The 17,506-nt window shown below is 36.2% G+C and carries 16 protein-coding genes; 5 read left to right on the top strand and 11 right to left on the bottom strand.

What is annotated here, in order from left to right:
- Window positions 1–11: 11 nt before the first annotated feature.
- Window positions 12–1,646: a ribosomal protection-like ABC-F family protein gene (gene abc-f / locus ACWNMZ_RS05270; RefSeq protein WP_031536071.1), complete on the bottom strand. Its 1,635-nt coding sequence runs from the start codon at window positions 1,644–1,646 to the stop codon at window positions 12–14.
- Window positions 1,647–2,127: 481 nt separating this feature from the next.
- Between abc-f and ACWNMZ_RS05265 the strand changes: the two genes are divergently transcribed.
- Window positions 2,128–3,576, top strand: coding sequence for an amino acid ABC transporter substrate-binding protein/permease (locus ACWNMZ_RS05265; protein WP_235250788.1), 1,449 nt, complete (start codon window positions 2,128–2,130; stop codon window positions 3,574–3,576).
- The gene (locus ACWNMZ_RS05260) at window positions 3,563–4,291 is read left to right on the top strand and encodes an amino acid ABC transporter ATP-binding protein (RefSeq protein WP_031536067.1); all 729 of its coding nucleotides are present in this window, start codon (window positions 3,563–3,565) and stop codon (window positions 4,289–4,291) included. The genes ACWNMZ_RS05265 and ACWNMZ_RS05260 overlap by 14 nt, the downstream gene beginning before the upstream one ends.
- A 35-nt stretch (window positions 4,292–4,326) precedes the next feature.
- On the opposite strand, the gene ACWNMZ_RS05255 is transcribed toward ACWNMZ_RS05260, so the two are convergent.
- Window positions 4,327–4,674 (bottom strand): winged helix-turn-helix transcriptional regulator, encoded by a 348-nt coding sequence (locus ACWNMZ_RS05255; protein WP_251628333.1) that lies wholly within the window; start codon window positions 4,672–4,674, stop codon window positions 4,327–4,329.
- Window positions 4,675–4,849: 175 nt separating this feature from the next.
- Here ACWNMZ_RS05255 and ACWNMZ_RS05250 point away from each other — a divergent pair, with 175 nt between their 5' ends.
- Window positions 4,850–5,704, top strand: a complete 855-nt coding sequence (locus ACWNMZ_RS05250) for an SDR family oxidoreductase (RefSeq protein ID WP_251628332.1) — start codon at window positions 4,850–4,852, stop codon at window positions 5,702–5,704.
- 49 nt (window positions 5,705–5,753) lie between these two features.
- On the opposite strand, the gene ACWNMZ_RS05245 is transcribed toward ACWNMZ_RS05250, so the two are convergent.
- A complete protein-coding gene (locus tag ACWNMZ_RS05245; protein ID WP_031536056.1) occupies window positions 5,754–6,587 on the bottom strand; it encodes a helix-turn-helix transcriptional regulator in 834 nt (277 codons plus the stop codon).
- Between the two features lie 106 nt (window positions 6,588–6,693).
- Between ACWNMZ_RS05245 and fabF the strand changes: the two genes are divergently transcribed.
- A complete protein-coding gene (gene fabF / locus ACWNMZ_RS05240; protein WP_048719327.1) occupies window positions 6,694–7,926 on the top strand; it encodes a beta-ketoacyl-ACP synthase II in 1,233 nt (410 codons plus the stop codon).
- Between the two features lie 55 nt (window positions 7,927–7,981).
- On the opposite strand, the gene ACWNMZ_RS05235 is transcribed toward fabF, so the two are convergent.
- The 7 genes from ACWNMZ_RS05235 to ACWNMZ_RS05205 all read right to left on the bottom strand — a co-directional run bounded on the left by ACWNMZ_RS05235 (window position 7,982) and on the right by ACWNMZ_RS05205 (window position 15,841).
- Window positions 7,982–9,166: an MFS transporter gene (locus ACWNMZ_RS05235; RefSeq protein ID WP_048719354.1), complete on the bottom strand. Its 1,185-nt coding sequence runs from the start codon at window positions 9,164–9,166 to the stop codon at window positions 7,982–7,984.
- Window positions 9,136–9,648, bottom strand: a complete 513-nt coding sequence (locus tag ACWNMZ_RS05230) for a hypothetical protein (protein ID WP_251628331.1) — start codon at window positions 9,646–9,648, stop codon at window positions 9,136–9,138. The genes ACWNMZ_RS05235 and ACWNMZ_RS05230 overlap by 31 nt, the downstream gene beginning before the upstream one ends.
- Before the next feature lie 98 nt (window positions 9,649–9,746).
- On the bottom strand, window positions 9,747–10,790 hold the full coding sequence (locus ACWNMZ_RS05225) for an ArsR/SmtB family transcription factor (protein WP_251628329.1): 1,044 nt from the start codon (window positions 10,788–10,790) through the stop codon (window positions 9,747–9,749).
- Window positions 10,791–10,921: 131 nt separating this feature from the next.
- Window positions 10,922–12,142 carry an MFS transporter gene (locus ACWNMZ_RS05220; protein ID WP_251628327.1) on the bottom strand — a complete coding sequence of 407 codons (1,221 nt, stop codon included), beginning with the start codon at window positions 12,140–12,142 and terminating at the stop codon, window positions 10,922–10,924.
- 342 nt (window positions 12,143–12,484) lie between these two features.
- The gene (locus ACWNMZ_RS05215; RefSeq protein WP_031536048.1) at window positions 12,485–13,468 is read right to left on the bottom strand and encodes a ketoacyl-ACP synthase III; all 984 of its coding nucleotides are present in this window, start codon (window positions 13,466–13,468) and stop codon (window positions 12,485–12,487) included.
- A gap of 344 nt (window positions 13,469–13,812) precedes the next feature.
- Window positions 13,813–14,973 carry a Gfo/Idh/MocA family protein gene (locus ACWNMZ_RS05210; RefSeq protein ID WP_031536046.1) on the bottom strand — a complete coding sequence of 387 codons (1,161 nt, stop codon included), beginning with the start codon at window positions 14,971–14,973 and terminating at the stop codon, window positions 13,813–13,815.
- Between the two features lie 13 nt (window positions 14,974–14,986).
- Complete coding sequence (locus ACWNMZ_RS05205) at window positions 14,987–15,841, bottom strand: sugar phosphate isomerase/epimerase family protein (RefSeq protein ID WP_031536044.1); 855 nt, start codon at window positions 15,839–15,841, stop codon at window positions 14,987–14,989.
- Between the two features lie 329 nt (window positions 15,842–16,170).
- On the opposite strand from ACWNMZ_RS05205, the gene ACWNMZ_RS05200 reads away from it, so the two are divergent.
- Entirely contained in the window at window positions 16,171–17,004 is an 834-nt protein-coding gene (locus ACWNMZ_RS05200; protein WP_031536042.1) for an AraC family transcriptional regulator, read from the top strand.
- A gap of 59 nt (window positions 17,005–17,063) precedes the next feature.
- Here the strand turns inward: ACWNMZ_RS05200 and ACWNMZ_RS05195 are convergent, their stop codons facing one another.
- A complete protein-coding gene (locus ACWNMZ_RS05195) occupies window positions 17,064–17,495 on the bottom strand; it encodes a VOC family protein (protein WP_048719315.1) in 432 nt (143 codons plus the stop codon).
- Window positions 17,496–17,506: the final 11 nt, after the last annotated feature.

Raw genomic sequence — 17,506 nt, 5'->3', positions numbered from 1 at the left:
CCCACGTCCCACTACTCCAACTCCTTCATTCGCTTCGTCAAATCCAGAAACTTTCTATCTAATTCTGCATATTTTTTATCCTTTGGTGTCATAAAGCTTAATTTTCCTAGAACTTCTTGTCTTTCTGTTTCTAGCTTTAAACGCAGTTCCTCTTTATTGTCCCTTTCCTGCTTCTCCGATTCTGTCCATTGCCTCTTTAAGAATCCTTCTGCTAAAACTATTTTGCTTGTTGTTGTTTTCTCCAAAAAATAGCGGTCATGGGAAACGATTAGAAGAGTCCCATTATATTGCGATAACGTTTCTTCTAATTGTTCACGGGATGGCAAGTCAAGATGGTTCGTTGGTTCATCCAGAATAAGCACGTCTTTTTCTTCTAAAATATATGCCATTAACTTACACTTTACCCGTTCCCCCATGCTCATATTTTTTATCGGTTCCTTCCATTGGGACGGCATAAACCCTAGATGTTTCATTAACGTTTGTACTTTTCCCCTTGCAGCAAACGTCTCAGTAAAAAATAGCTGTTCTGGTGTTTCCTCTAAAGGGAGATCAAATACTTCCTGTGTTAAATACCCCATATTGGCCGTAGGAGAAATCCAGGCTTCCCCGTCTGCTTTTTCTTTTCCTAAAATAATGTTTAATAAGGTTGTCTTCCCGCTTCCATTCGGACCTATAATAGCAACCTTCTCGCCATATTGAATCGTAATATTCCCTTTTTCAAACAAAACGCGAGAGCCAAATTTCTTCGATAAATCCTTAATCTCCAAAAAGCGTTTTCCTTTCTTTTTATTCGCTTCAATCGAAAAAGATACCGTATACTCTTCTTCTACACGCTCCACTTTATTTCTTTCCAGTTCCTTTTCCAATCGTTTTTGCTTCGATTTCACTTGAGCATCCATTCGTTTCGCCTTTGCCCGATAATATTCCTTTGGAAACTCTTGTTTGGTTGATTGCGCATGTGCCTTTTGCGCCCAAGAGGTAATCTCTTTCATTTGTCCTTCGACTTGTTTAATCTTCTTTTGTTGTTTATCATATTCCCTCTGCTGGGTTAACCTTTTCTGTTCGCGCGCTTCCATATAACTGGAATAGTTTCCTTTATGTTCAATAAGCTTCCTACTTTCAATAGACCAAATCTTTGTGGTTACACTATCTAGAAAATAACGATCATGAGAGACAAGGAGAATGGTACCCTTATATTTTTTGATTTGCTGTTGAAGGAGTTTCATACTTCGCTCATCTAAATGATTGGTTGGTTCATCTAAAAGCAGTATGTCTGCTTCAACAGCAAAACCTCTAGCAAGCCGAGCTTTTAACTTTTCCCCACCGCTCATATTCTGAAAATCATTTGTTGGCACTTGCCATTTTTCCAACAGCTTCATTTCAGTTGAATTTTCTTCCGCTAGGTCATAGTTTTCTGTTTCTTGCTCAACCATTCTAATAACCAAATTTTCCTTTATCCACTTCAAATGCCCATTTGTAGGAGCTATATCTTGATTTATTAATTGCAATAATGTTGATTTGCCTGCACCATTCTTGCCAATAATCCCAATAACCTCTCCCTGCCGTACACTTGCATTTATTTTTTCAAAAATGGTTGCATCCAACACTTCATAACTGATATTCACTAATTTAAATAGTTCTGTCATCCGATCAAACCCTTTCTATGAAGGGAGAAAAAAAATCCTCCCAATTTTCCTTGGAAGGATTAGCCGTACCTAATTATCCGCTCGTTCCCAATCATGATCATATACAAAAAAACCGTGCATATCGACCACTAATTGTGCGCATACCATTAGAGATATACACAGAAAAGCGTTATATGAAAATGGGCAGACTAATCCTATTTTTGGTTAATTTGAAATTTTTTCATTCAAATTGTTGAAAAATAAGATTAGTTCTTCATCGTTCACCCATCATCCCTTTCGTTGTAAGTAACTGTAGTATAACATACTTTCTGTAATGTAATCCATTTCTGACAAAAAATATGGAAAAATTTCACTTTATATTCCTATCTGTACAATATCACGATTGTTTAGTATTATTTTAATTATGTTTTTGTTAGATAATCTAACATAAGATATCCAAAACTTATCAACATCAAGAATAATGCGAAAAGGAGTTACACGAATGAAGCAAAAGAGAATGTCTAAATTTATTTTATTCTTTGTAGTTATCTTAACTATATTGAGTATTATTTCTCCCATAACAAAAGCAGAAGCAAAGGAGAAAGTATATCAGATTGCAACAGATATTACATTTGCACCATTTGAATTTCAGGATGTAAATGGTGATTTCGTTGGAATTGATATGGACTTAATCGCTGCTATTGCAAAAGACCAAGGCTTCCAATATGAAATGAAGCCACTTGGATTTAACGCTGCTGTTCAAGCGCTTGAATCAAACCAAGTAGATGCTGTTATTGCCGGAATGAGTATTACAGAGGAAAGACAAAAGAAGTTTGATTTCTCTGATCCTTATTTTGATTCAGGTATCATTATGGCGGTTGATAGTGATAATGAGACCATCTCCTCTTATGAAGATTTAAAAGGTCAAAAAGTTGCTGTGAAAACAGGAACAGAAGGTGCTAGCTTTGCAGAGAGCATCAAAGACGAATACGGATTTTCAATCGTGACTTTTGACGATTCTGCTAATATGTACGAAGAAGTAAGAACAGGAAATTCCGTTGCTGTATTTGATGATTATCCTGTATTAGCATATGGAATCAAGCAAGGAAATGGATTAAAAATTGTCACAGATAAAGAAGCAGGAGCATCATATGGTTTTGCTGTCTCAAAAGGACAAAACACAGAGCTTCTTGAGATGTTTAACACTGGTTTGGCTAATTTAAAGGCGTCAGGTGAATATCAAAGAATATTAGATAAATACTTAGAAACTGGCTCAGATGTGGAAGAAGGAAGCGGCTTTTTCGGTCTATTGAAAGAAAGTTTCCCAAGCTTGCTATCTGGTTTAAAAATGACATTGATCTTAACCGTTATTTCTCTGTTAATTGCAACCGTACTTGGGATTATTTTCGGATTATTACGTATTGCAAAAAATAAAGTGTTAAACACAATCGCTATTATTTACATCGATATATTCCGAGGAACACCATTAATCGTTCAAGCATTCTTTATTTATTTTGGAATACCAGCAGCTCTTGATTTTCGTATTTCAGCTGTTGCTGCCGGTCTTATTACCCTAAGTTTAAATGCTGGTGCTTACATGGCTGAGATTGTCCGCGGAGGAATTCAATCGGTTGATAAAGGACAAATGGAAGCTGCACGTAGTCTGGGACTTCCTTATGGAAAAGCAATGAGAAAAGTCGTCCTTCCACAGGCGATTCAATTAATGATTCCAGCATTTATTAACCAGTTTGTTATCACCTTGAAAGATACGTCTATTCTTTCGATTATCGGTATCAATGAATTGACACAAAGCGGAAAAATTATTATTGCAAGAAACTTAGAATCATTCCAAATGTGGCTAATTGTCGGCATTATGTACTTTATTGTCATTATGATTCTAACAAAAGTATCAAATGTATTAGAAAGAAGGATAAAAAATGGCCAAGCTTAAAGTGACGAATCTGAAAAAATCATATGGTAGTCTCGAAGTATTGAAATCAATTGATTTACAGGTAACAGAAGGCGAAGTTGTTTGCTTAATCGGTCCTTCTGGATCTGGTAAAAGTACCCTTCTGCGCTGTTTAAATATGTTAGAAGAAGTAACAAGTGGAGAAGTAGTAGTAAATGACTTTAAATTAACCGATAAAAAAAATGACATAAATAAAATTAGAGAAAATATTGGAATGGTGTTCCAGCACTTTAATCTTTTTCCACACTTAACGGTATTAGAAAATATCACGCTAGCACCAGTTGATTTAAAGAAAGCAACGCCACAGCAAGCGAAAGAAAAAGCATTAGCACTTTTAGATCGAGTTGGTTTGAAAGAAAAGGCGAACGAAAATCCAGCTAAATTATCTGGTGGCCAAAAGCAAAGGGTCGCAATCGCACGTGCCCTTGCCATGAATCCTGATATTATGCTATTCGATGAACCAACAAGTGCCTTAGATCCGGAAATGGTCGGAGAAGTATTGAATGTTATAAAACAATTGGCACAAGAAGGAATGACCATGGTTATCGTTACACATGAGATGGGCTTCGCTAGAGAAGTGGCGGACCGTGTAATCTTCATGGATAATGGATACATTGTCGAAGAAGGTACACCACAAGAGATCTTTGGAAACCCACAAAATGAGCGTACGAAAGATTTCTTGAATAAAGTATTGTAAAGCTTATGGGGACAATCAATTGTCCCCATCTTTCTTTAGTCCTTATAATGCTTCTTCCCCCACTCCCCCATTAAATCAAGAATGGGGATAAAGCTTACTCCCTTTTCTGTTAAAGAATACTCCACTTTAGGCGGCACTTCTTTATATACTTCTCGATGTACCATTTGATCTGCTTCCAATTCCCTTAGCTGTCTTGTTAAAATTCCTTTTGAAATGCCTGGTAACAGCCTTTGTAGTTCATTAAAGCGTTTTGTTCCTTGACTTAAATGCCATAAGATAATAATTTTCCATCTTCCCGCTGTTAAATTTTGCGTATAAGTAACAGGACAGAACCCTTCCTCTTCACTCGAGTCAGGTGTTCCTTGAACAAAATAACGAGCCATCTGATCTATCTCCTTTCCCATGGTACTATTTATGTGACTATGTTATTAAAAAATAACTACTTTTATTTTTCTAACTATGAATATACTATATACCTATATTGAATATACAACAACACATCTTGTCAGAAACATTTGGTTATAATGAAATAAGAAAATGAATGGGAGGAAATATAAAATGAAACTATTAGTAACAGGTGCTACTGGTAAACTCGGCTCTAAAATCGTGAATGTTTTACTATCAAAAGTTTCTGCTGACCAGCTTGCAGTCAGTGTTCGTCATCCTGAAAAAGCAGAAGATTTACGTGTAAAAGGTGTAGATGTTCGCGAGGGAGATTTCGATAAGCCAGAAACATTGGAAACAGCCTTTAAAGGAATTAATCGATTATTGATTATTTCAGCAGATGGAGACACGGAAACAAGAATTCGTCAACACAGTAACGCAGTCGCAGCAGCCAAAAATGCTGGTGTTTCGTTTATCGCATATACAAGTATTGCAAATGCACAAGAAAGCACAAATTTCCTTGCTGAAGTTCACAAAGCAACAGAAGAAGCTATTCTTCAAACAGGCATCCCCTATTCTTTCTTGCGTAACAACTGGTACCTTGAAAATGAACTTTCTACTATTCAAGGTGTTCAAGCGGGAGCACCATGGATTACCTCTGCTGGAGAGGGAAAAGTCGGCTGGGCTTTACAACAAGACTATGCAGAAGCAGCAGCAGAAGTACTAGCAGGAGAAGGACATGAGAATACGATTTATGAGCTGTCTGGCAAACTATTATCTCAGGAAGATATCGCTGCTGCTGTTAGCACAGTGATTGGAAAAGAAGTACCCGTTCAACAGGTTGATGACACAACTTATGCTGAAATAATGACTAAAGCTGGCGTACCAGACTTTATCGTTCCTATGCTTGTGGCTATCCAAAAGGATATTCGCGAAGGTTCCCTAGAAATAGAAAGCAAAGACTTTGAGAAATTGCTTGGACGTTCGGAAACTCCTATTGTAGAGGGAATTAGACAGCTTATTAATTGATTGGAACATTAGGGACACAACCACTGCTGTGTCCCTTTATTATTCTAAACTATTTCATCAAATGCTTAATCTTCTCTTCTGTACCAGTCCCATCAACAGGCGTATAAATGCTACATCTTAAATCATTTCGGCCATGAACTTGCAAAGAAGTTAAATTATAAATCATTTTCCCAGCCTTGGAGTGACGAAATTCAATTAATACTTCAGGCGCAGAACTTACTTCACTTTCATTCCACATTTTATTAAAATCCGGATAGTTCTTTTTCATCTCTTCAATAAATTCTCCATACCACTCATCTGCCATATACTGCCCTAAATAAGTGCGAAAGATAGAGAGAAATCCTTTGACAAAGTCTTCCCAATTAACAGCTAATGCTCTTAGCTCTTTTCTTGAAAAAACCAGTTCAATTAGATTTCTTTTTTCAAGTGGAATTTTTTCAAAATCCAAGAATACTTGTTTAGCAGCTTCATTCCATCCTACAATAAAGGAGCGTCGATCGGTAATAATCGAAGGACAGTAACGAAGCTCTTTTAAAATTTTCTCCAAGGATGGCGTAATCATTTCCTCTTCCTCTCCTTTTGGAAAGAAGGAACCACCTTCTTCAAAAGCTAATCCGTACACATATTTTCTCTCATCTAAACTCAATTGGAGCGCATCTGCAACAGCGTCTAAAACTGAAATAGATACTTTAATGTCTCTACCTTGCTCTAGCCAGGTATACCATGTAGTGCTTACACCAGCTAATTGTGCTACTTCCTCGCGACGAAGTCCTGCCGTTCTTCTTCTACTACCAGCAGGAAGTCCAACCATTTGTGGCTGTATTTTTGACCGTTTTGTTTTTAGAAAATCGGATAGCGCTTCTAATCGGATGTCTCTATTCATATACATTCTCCTTTTTAACCTAGTATTAATTATACTAGTATAAACTACAACTTGTAATAGGATAAAAAAAGCATACAATAAATAAAAAAGGAATGGGGGAAAATTTGTGAAAAGAGTCGTTATCACTGGAATGGGAATCATTTCACCGTTAGGAAACAATGTAGATGATTATTGGCAGAACCTTTTAAATGGAATATCTGGAATCAGTATGATCGAGCATTTAGATGCCTCTTCATTAAAAACAAGAATAGCTGGAGTTGTAACGGACTTTCATCCAGAAGAAAGATGGGGTACAAAGGAAGCGAAGAAGCTTGACCGATTTAGCCAGTTTGCATTAGCAGCAGCAGATGAAGCTTTATCTAACTCTCAGCTAGACTTAAATAAAGTAGACAAAGAGCGGCTAGGTGTCTATGTAGGTTCAGGGATTGGCGGTTTAACCACCCTTATTGATAATGTAAATACATTAAATCAACGAGGGCCTAATCGAGTAAGTCCTAATTTAGTGCCGATGATGATTTCAAACGCTGCTGCGGCACAAATTAGTATTAGATTCGGAGCCCAAGGTCCTTCCCTTTCTCCTGTAACAGCTTGTTCCATTGGAAATACCTCGATTGGGGAAGCTTTTCACACCATTCGAAATGGTGATGCAGACGTGATGTTTGCCGGTGGAGCGGAAGCAGCTATTACAAATTTATCCTTAGCTAGCTTTGGTAATGCAAGGGCCTTATCTACTAATAATGAGGAACCCACATTAGCAAGCAGACCTTTTGATAGAAATCGAGATGGATTTGTAATGAGTGAAGGTGCGGCAATCTTGGTCGTTGAAGACTTGGAACATGCCCTTAAGAGAAATGCTAAGATATTAGCTGAAATTATTGGCTATGGAGCGAGCTCTGACGCTCATCATATGGTTGCAACCCATCCAGAAGGAAGAGGCGCATATCTCGCCATGAAAAATGCATTAGCAAAAGCAAATGTCTCCCCTTCTGATGTGGATGTAATTAGTGCTCATGCGACTAGTACACCAGTAGGCGATTTATCGGAAACATTAGCTATTAAGAAATTATTTGAAGCGGAAGCTTATAAAATACCAGTAACCGCGAACAAATCGATGCTTGGTCATATGCTTGGTGCCGCGGGTGGAGCGGAGGCAATCGCCTTAGTTAAGAGTTTGCGAGAAGGTATTATTCCACCAACTATTAATTTAAAAACTCCAGATTCTGACTGTGATTTAGACTATGTCCCAGAAGGAGCAAGAAAAGCTTCCTTATCTATTGGTTTATCCAATTCCTTTGGGTTTGGCGGTCATAATTCTGCGATTTTGTTGAAAAAGTATTAAAGGGAAAAGACTAGGAAAATCACTATCAGCGTTTCCTAGTCTTTTTTATCGGAATTTAGGAAGCAAGCTTTTCCTCAGTATTCACGTTATCTATAAACGCAAAATATGGTAGTAGCATTCCTAGTAGGGAAATAATAGCAATTAATGTTCCAATTAAAATGTACAAAGGTCGGATTCCCCATACTTCACTTAGAACTCCACTTATTAATACGCCAAGCGGCATCATTGCACGAATGATAAAAGAGCGCACGGAAATAATTTTTCCCATTAGATGATTAGGAACAGTTTGCTGACAAATCGTTATATTATGGATACTAAAAAAAGCCATCGCGATACCTGCAATCAATTCTGTTGCTATGGCAAAAATGAGCGAGCTAGTTATCCCAAGATTAATATAAGTCAACCCTCCAATTAAAAGTGCCCCTAGCATCAATCTTCGTCTTGAGGCGTATTTTAATTTCCCAACCAATAATGTCCCTATCATATAGCCTAACGGAAATCCCGCCATAAAATAACCATACATGGCATTATTTCCGTATAGAACCGTTTTGATATATGGGATATTAATTACCATCGTAACCCCTACTCCAAATTGGACAAATGCTAGAAAAACCCCTAACCACACTATCGTCCTTTGCTGAAAAAAGTAACTGATTCCCTCCATAAATTCAGTACCCCATGCTTTTCTCTCCGGTCTCTTTTCTCTTTCTTCGGAAACTCCTAATAAAAGACTTCCGCTAATAATCAAGGAAAGGCAAATAAAAGATAAAGTGCTGTTAACCCCGATATATTCAATGACCACCCCTGCCATAACAGGAGCCGTAAAGGTCATTAATCTCGCCATTCCTTCTATGTATGCATTAGCTGTATGCAATTGTTTTTTTGAAACAATACTGGATAGTATCGCTTGATTGGCTGGTGAATAAATAGGTGTTATTAATCCTATAATGATTTGGACAATAAAAATATGCCATGGGACTAATGTGTTTGTCATAACACCGATAAGGGGTATGACAAACACAAGTCCCCTGCTCCAAAGTGCAAAAATCATGGTCCATTTTCTACTCCAACGATCAATATAAGGTCCAATAAAAACCTGAAGCGCAAGGGAGGGCAGGAAATATAATAGCCACATACTCCCCAATGCCCAAGATGAGTCTGTTATTTCATAGATTAATAACGAATTGCAAAAGGTTCCAAAAGCTCCTGCTAATTCTGATATGCCATTACCAATCCACATATATGTAAATGATTTATTTCGAAAAATATACAAACTAGCACCACTTTCTTTGGTTTGGCTGATATATTTCTATTTTGGCTGATATCCTTGGTGGTTTGGCTGATATATTCTTTTTTTGGCTGATATCCTTGGTGGTTTGCTGATATATTCTTTTTTTGGCTGATATCCTTGTCGGTTTGGCTGATACATTCTTTTTTTGACTGATATCCTTGTCGGTTTGGCTGATATATTCCCATTTTGGCTGATATCCTTGTCGGTTTGGCTGATATATTCTTTTTTTGGCTGATATCCTTGGTGGTTTGGCTGATATATTCTTTTTTTGGCTGATATCCTTGTCGGTTTGGCTGATATATTCTTTTTTTGGCTGATATCCTTGTCGGTTTGGCTGATATATTCTTTTTTTGGCTGATATCCTTGTTGGTTTGGCTGATATATTCTTTTTTTGGCTGATATCCTTGGTGGTTTGGCTGATATATCCTCATTTTGACTGATATATCCTTATTTTGGGCTAATTTCCTTGTAGAATTGGATCTTATTATACTGCGTTTCAATCATTTTTTTGTGGTTTCTTCTAAATCCCTCATTGTTGAAAGTATTGCTCTAATTCTTTTGCTAATGACATGATAGCTCGCGTCTTTAATACATACTTCCCTTCTTCTATTCCTACTAGTTGTGCAGATCTCAATATCTTTAAATGATGGTGAATCGTTGATTTTCCCAACGCTAATTTTTCCGTCATTTCCTGAAGTGTTCGACTTTGTTCAAATAATAATTTCACTATTCTCATGCGTACTTCATCCCCTAAAGCCTTATGTTTCAATACAAGAAAATTGCTCGGCATATATTTATCACTCGGAGATAGGCTTTCATTTGAAACGGGATAATAATATACTTTCGTTTCTTCTAAATCTGCTGCAATATTCCATGGTCGATATATGTATTGTGGAATAAGTAATACTTTATAAACGCTTGGTTCTGGCATATACTTAATCCCACCCGTCGCCCATTCTACAAATTCTTCGGGTTCCATTTTCTTTTTCATTTTTTCTTTTGCACGAGCATCCGTTTGTAAGATAGATTTCAAGTTTTCCAAATCAGGTTCTATGACTGCTTTATACCAACCACTCATGACTATAATCAGATGCTGTTTCAGCTGTTGTGCATCAATCTTACAAATAAAAGAAATATAGCTTGGAAAAAAAGGGTTGTCTTTTGTAGCTTCTCTTAACTGCTCTATCGCTTCGAGCTTTTTATCTGCTGCTTGTTCTCTAATAGGCTGATAGTTTTTACTTATAAACGGAATACATTGGTAGATCAATTCTCTTTCAGTGAGATTATTGATATATTCGCTAAATGCTTCTAGGCTGGAAAAATCCTTTTGATGGAGTAATTGAAGTAATGCCTTCCACGTATTATTTTTTTCTACATAATCTAATTCTGCTTGTAAATCGACAGAAAGACTCGTTCTTACATCTTTCCAATAACTTGTTGGCCTATCTAACGAATTGAGTAGCCGGTTATTCGTGATAGCTGCTATGCCAAGTGCACACTCCCATAGTAGTGAATACTTCATTTCAACTTGGTACGTCTCTCTTTTCCGACCAGTAGTACTAAAAACTTCCATTCAACAACACCTCTATTTTATTTTCAGTTAACTATATTCTAAATTATTAGAATTATTAATTCAACGTTTTTCGAATATTTATTCAAAAAAACTCGACCTCTTTTTTATAAAGGTCAAGTTTTTTCCAAAGATTAGTTTCTTTCTTTGCCGAAATAACTATTGCTAGCAAACAAGGACTTATTTTTATAGATGATTATACTGGCAAATGCAAGAAGTAAGCTTGATAGAACAAACACCATTCTTACGCCTAATAAATCAGTAAGCATTCCCATCAGCAAAGACCCAATACCAAAGATTCCTGTACCAATTGCTCCCAATGAGGTATATACCTTCGATAATTGTTCTTTTGGTAAGCTCGTTTGAATGACCGTTTGTTGAGGAATACTTTTTATTTGTGTAAAAATGCCAACACCAAACGATAGAACTAGCGCGAATACAGGAATACTATTTAAACTAAATAATATGGTAAGAAGAAAACTAAAGAATGCGCCTACTAATAAAAAGCTCCCTATTTTTCTTTCCACTAAGGAAGCATATTTTATACAATAGAGGCTTCCTAAAATTAGTCCTAAGAAGAAGGCTCCATTAATAAAGCCCCACCATTTTTGTTCCACTTCTAAAGCATCACTAACAAATACGTATAAAACAGCCGCAATCCATACTGTTCCAGCAAAACCCTCTAAAAGATCAATGGAGGCAATTTTTCTTAATACCGGAGTATGAAATAGTATCTCCCACCCCTCTTTGATTTGTTCTACTTTTCTCGCTGACTTAATTGTTTCTGCATAGACGGTTTCCAAAAAGCATAGTAAGAAACTGGAAATAATAAACAGACAGCTAACAAACCAAATAAGTTGTTGTGAGCTTAAAATTAGGAGAAACATACTTCCAACAAACCACATTGTTGCTTGAATCAATTGGGTCACCGTTTCTGCAATTCCGTTCGCTTTCATTAAATACTCAGGTTCAACGTAATACGGTATCAAAGTTTGTCTTATTGGATTTGCACAACCATCAAGAAATGCAATGAATCCTATGACGATAAAGACCACAAAGTAATTTGATTCATTTAACCCTGTTAATGAAAAGCCTAATAATATTAGCAATATTGTCTTCCCCAATTGAGAACCCGCCATTAACCAGTTCAACCTTACTTTTCCGACGAGAAGGGGTGTTATTATACTGGAAATAAACATACAAGTTGTAATGGTAAAAGGGACAAATGATGCAGCTGTTGCTGATCCCTTCAAGTCATAGATAATACTAATAACACTTACAATATAGAGAACATCCCCTATATTCGCAAAAGATTGCCCGATCATTAATAATGAAAAGTTTTTATTATAATTCATGTTTCATCCCCCATTATTTATTAAAGTAAATTTAGTTAATGGGAGATTATTAAATTGGACAGTTCACTTTTGTACATACTCCTTTAGAACGGATAAGCCAGGGGATAGAGGATTATCACAAAATTTTCTTACATCTATTTTAACACCCAATAGTATATTCGGTTACCTCTTTTTAGATTTTGCTGTTTTTGATGATAAGATAGATAATTTCTCTATTACTTTTCTTGATTCTAATAAGACGCCACATATTCTTACCGCCACTTCCTCGTCATGCAAAAAAAGAGCACTTTTCCTAATGCCCTTTCTCATCATTCCATATACTATTACTAAGGTTAACTATTTTTAAAGTGACCATTTAATCAATAATCCTGCATGTGCTAGGCCTCCACCAAAACCATATAATAAAACATTATCACCGGCTTTTAATTTCCCCTCTTTCACACCTATAGCCAATGACAATGGAATAGTAGCTGCAGAAGTATTTCCGTAATGAACAAGGCTAAAGATTGTTTGTTCTATTGGAAAATTACTTTTCTCACAAATCGATTCTATCATTCTCAAATTTGCACTATGTGGGACAAACCAATCTATATCATCCAAGGACAGGCTTCCCTTTTCCGCAACAATTTTCATACCGCTCGTAACTGTTTTAATAGCCCATTTATACACTTCTCTCCCGTTTTGAACAATGCAGCCATTTCCCAGTAAATCGATGCCGTTCATTTGAGTAGCCAGATTTGTGCAATATAGATGTTGACCACCCTCCCCTTCAGACCCTATATGGGAAGAAATAAAGCTTGGTTGATCCTCCACATATTCTATAAGAACCGCCCCTGCTCCATCGCCAAAAAGGATACAAGTCGTGCGATCTGTGAAATCCGTAATTTTTGATAAAGTTTCTGCACCTACGACAAGGACTTTTTTATTTAATCCCGCTGTAATCAGCCCATTTGCAACATACAACCCATAAGTAAATCCTGCACAGGCAGCATTTAAATCAATCGCACCAGCATTCTTTATCCCTAGCTTAGCTTGCAGATTGGATGCAACACTTGGCGTTGTATAGTCAGGAGTCATCGTACAAACAATGATTAAATCAACATCATCAATCGTTTTATCGTATTGTTCTATCAAATTACGTACTGCTTTATAGCTAAGATCACTCGTATACTCTTTTTCATTTGCTATTCTCCGTTCCTTTATACCTGTTCGTTTCACAATCCATTCATCGTTCGTATCAACCATTTTTTCTAAATCATTATTTGTTAAAATACGTTCTGGAACGTATGAACCTATTGCTGTAATACGTGCTTTAGAAGCTGACATTCACATCACCTCATTATTCATTTCTTTATATTTTAACACCAATTACTATTACCTGGTACTAATTTATACTCAAACTATTCCCTCTGTTTAAAAAAATGCTATTCATCTCCCTTTAGAATATGTATTTTTGCTTTATTTGGTTTACCTATTTTTCATCAAAAATCCCTCACCTTATTATGAAGATGAGGAATCCTTCTCTTTCTGTGGACGTGGAATACCCACACAGCATGATGAATTATACTAATACCATAAAATTTTAAGGAAAAAGGCTAAAAAAGACTCTATATCTGTAAATAGATTCTTACAAATATAGAGTCTCACCCATACAGAAATATTAATGAATCCTAATGCGTTCCTGAAACATCCAATGTTCCTACGTCATTCTGCTTCTTTTGAAAGGTAGACTGCTCTATTCTCTGTGTCAATTGTTCAAAAAATAGGTCTTCATCTAAGGGAATGTCCACCCAACGATCTGTCCATGCAGATAAATGCATGGCATTTGAAATCGTTAATCCATCGATGCCTTCTATCCCTGGTGCGATGAGCTCTGCTCCATTTCTAATGGCATTTGTCCAATTTTCGATAATGCCAACATGCTGGGTGTTGTCTCCTTCAATCGGAATGTCGCATTTCCAACACTCTGGACTACCAAATCCTCCTTTAAACTCTCTATTAAATACTCTTTCTGATACGCGCAATCGCCAAAAAGTTAACTTACCATCTTCAATAACAATCTTGCCTTTATCACCTGTCACTTCTAATCTATTTGTTCCTGGCGCTTCGCCAGTAGAAGTAATAAATACACCTGTAGCTCCATTATCATACTCTACGTAAGCGGTAACATCATCTTCCACTTCAATATCGTGATATTTTCCAAAATCCATAAAAGCACGTACTCGCTTTGGCATTCCACAAATCCATTGCCATAAATCAAGTTGATGTGGATCTTGATTTAGCAGGACACCGCCTCCTTCACCAGACCAGGTTGCTCTCCAGCCACCAGAATCATAATAACTTTGCGGTCTATACCAATTTGTTATAATCCATACCGTTCTCTTTAATTCTCCCAGTTCTCCTGAATCCATTAAGTCCTTTACTTTTCGATATAATGGATTCGTTCGTTGATTATACATAATACCAAATACCTTACCACTCTTTTTAGCGACTTCATTCATTTCTCTTACCGCTTTTGTATATACTCCAGCAGGTTTTTCAATTAAGGTATGATAGCCAGCTTGTAAAGCTCTAATTGCTAGACTTGGATGGTCATAATGTGGGGTAACAATCATCACTGCATTAAAAGCATTGGAATTAAAGAAATCATCCACATTATGAAAGCGTTTAACTTGTTCTCCAAATTTCTTTTTTGCCCATTCTAGCCTTTCCCCACTTATATCACAGACTGCCGTAAGCTCTGCATGAGGAATTTTGTCTGTAACCAAACTTTCAGCATGATTTGATCCCATTGCTCCGATGCCAATTATTCCGATACGCACTTTATTCATAAGGATCCTCCTCTTATTGAATCTTATTTATGATATTTTTTATTGCTCGTACAGCAACCGCAAATCTTTTTTCTCCTCCAACAGGTAAATCATAACCAGGAGAGTCTGGAGTAAGCAAAGAAAAATCAGAATAATTCCATAAATGAGGTTCTAGTGATAAAAAGCCATCATAACCTGTTTTATATAATTCCTGTAAAATTTCTGATACGTTTCCGTCTCCTTTCCCTGCAGGTACCACATGATGATCACTGTAAACGGCATCCTTCACATGAATATATGCAATATAATCTTTTAGCAGCATAAATGCCTCTGGATAATTCTTGGCATTACATTGCACAAAATTTGCAAAGTCAAAAATTCCTTTCACATATTCACAATTCAATGTCTCTAATAGATCGAAACATCTTTCTGGCGTATCTCCATAAATGCCGGATTCATTTTCATGGAGAAGAACCACATTTTTCCCCTCTGTAACTTGAATAAAGCTTCTCCATCGGTTTATTACTTCTTCTCTATAAACACTTGGATCCTCTCCTTTAGGCATAAAAAAGCTAAACATCCGAATATATTTACATTCCATAATCTCAGCTATCTCTAACGTATGCTTAAACAACTGTAGATGTGGTCTAAAATCGTCGGTAATATTGATTTTGCCAATTGGAGAACCAATTGCGGAGAGCTTAAATCCTCTCTCATCCATTTGACGTTTTATCTCTTGTACCTCTTCTAACGTATGATGGACAAGTAATTTTCCATTTACTCCTCTCATCTCTATAAACTTAATATCGTGTGATTCTAATACATCCATCTGCGTTTTTAATTGATCATTTATTTCGTCAGCAAATGCAGACAATATAAATCTACTCATTCTATTCACCCTCACATCAGTTTTATGAAACCACTAAAAAACTGCCATTTAATCATAATTATTGGTGACCGACTTTTAAATTAAGCTATTTCATTTGTTTACAAATAAATAAATCCTTATTTAGCTTGAAGATATTATACTTTTTAGTGCCCTCTGTTTATAGTTAAGTGACTACCAGTAGTTCTAACCGTATTTTATACTATCTACTGTCCTTTCTTCTTTGAACTTATTGCTTAATTTATTGCAAATATTGCTTTTTCGTTTTGTAAGCGCTAAAGTAAGAAGAAGAAGTATAAATTAGTCAACAAAAAAGGAGAGGTGAAATCCTTATGAAAGAAATCCTACATTATAGTAGTGATTACTTTACCTTGAACCACACAATCAATGATTCTCCTCATAATATTGATACACATATACATGACTGCTATGAGTTGTTCTACTTTATTTCTGGCGGTCTTACTTATTATATTGAAGGTCAAGTTTATGAATTACATCCCCATGATATCATCATCACAAACGCGAGAGAGCTACATAGAATTGTTTTCCATTCCAATGATTGTTATGAACGAAAGTATATTCACTTTTCCCCAGAATACATATCCTCTTTTCAAATAGAAGAATATAATATGTTTCATTTTATTGAACGTAGAAAATTGGGTTATTTTAATAAGATTTCTGCTAAAGATGTACGAGAAGCAGGAATTGATAAGATGTGGGCGCAAATGGAAGAAACAGCACTTAGTCATTCTCCTGAAAAGATAATCTTAATGAAAACCTATTTCATACAGATGCTCATTAATATGAATAACATCTTTATGACATATAATAATCCTTTGGTGACTAGTCAAAGTTATAATCAAAAAGTGGTCGCCATTTTAGAATTTATCAATAAAAATTTAGACAAAAAAATTACATTACATTTATTAGAGACGGAGTTTTTTGTAAATAAATATTACCTCTGCCATATTTTTAAGAAGAGCACAGGATTTACGGTTATGGAATATTTAACATATAAAAGAATTATGTGGGCGATGGATTTGCTCCTGTCGGGTGACTCGGCACTGGATGTAGCTCATCGTGTTGGATTTGGGGACTATTCTACCTTTTATAAGGCATTCAAAAATATTACTGGTTCTTCTCCTAGACAGTATTGTAATCAATAAGTTCCTTATAAATTAAAAAAGAAGGAAGATTTACATTCGCGAAATCTCCCTTCTTTTTATCAACTATGTTCTTCTGTAATTGTTGAAATCTGCCATGTTATCCCAAATTTATCTTTCACTTGTCCAAAAGATGGGCTCCAAGGAGTTTCTTGAAGAGGCATTACTACTTCTCCACCATCTAAAAGTTTATCATATACTTCTTTTGTTTTTTCTGGATTATTTAAGAGAACTGCTACATCCACTTGTGAACCAACTTGGAATGGTTGTCCAGGGAAAGTATCAGATATCATGAGAAATGTATTTCCGATTCTTAATTGTGCATGTAAAACAAGATTTTTTGCTTCCTCCGAAAGGGGAAATTCTGGGTTATCAGGCAGATCGGCATATGTTTGTACGCCAAGGTTTTCAGCTTCTAATGCCTGTTCATAAAATGCAACTGCTTCCTTGCCATTTCCATTCGTTCGTAAATACGGATGAATTCCTAAAATCATAAATACACCTC

Source organism: Niallia sp. Marseille-Q9988 (genome assembly GCF_976954375.1).
This window is presented reverse-complemented; position numbering and strand designations above follow the sequence as displayed.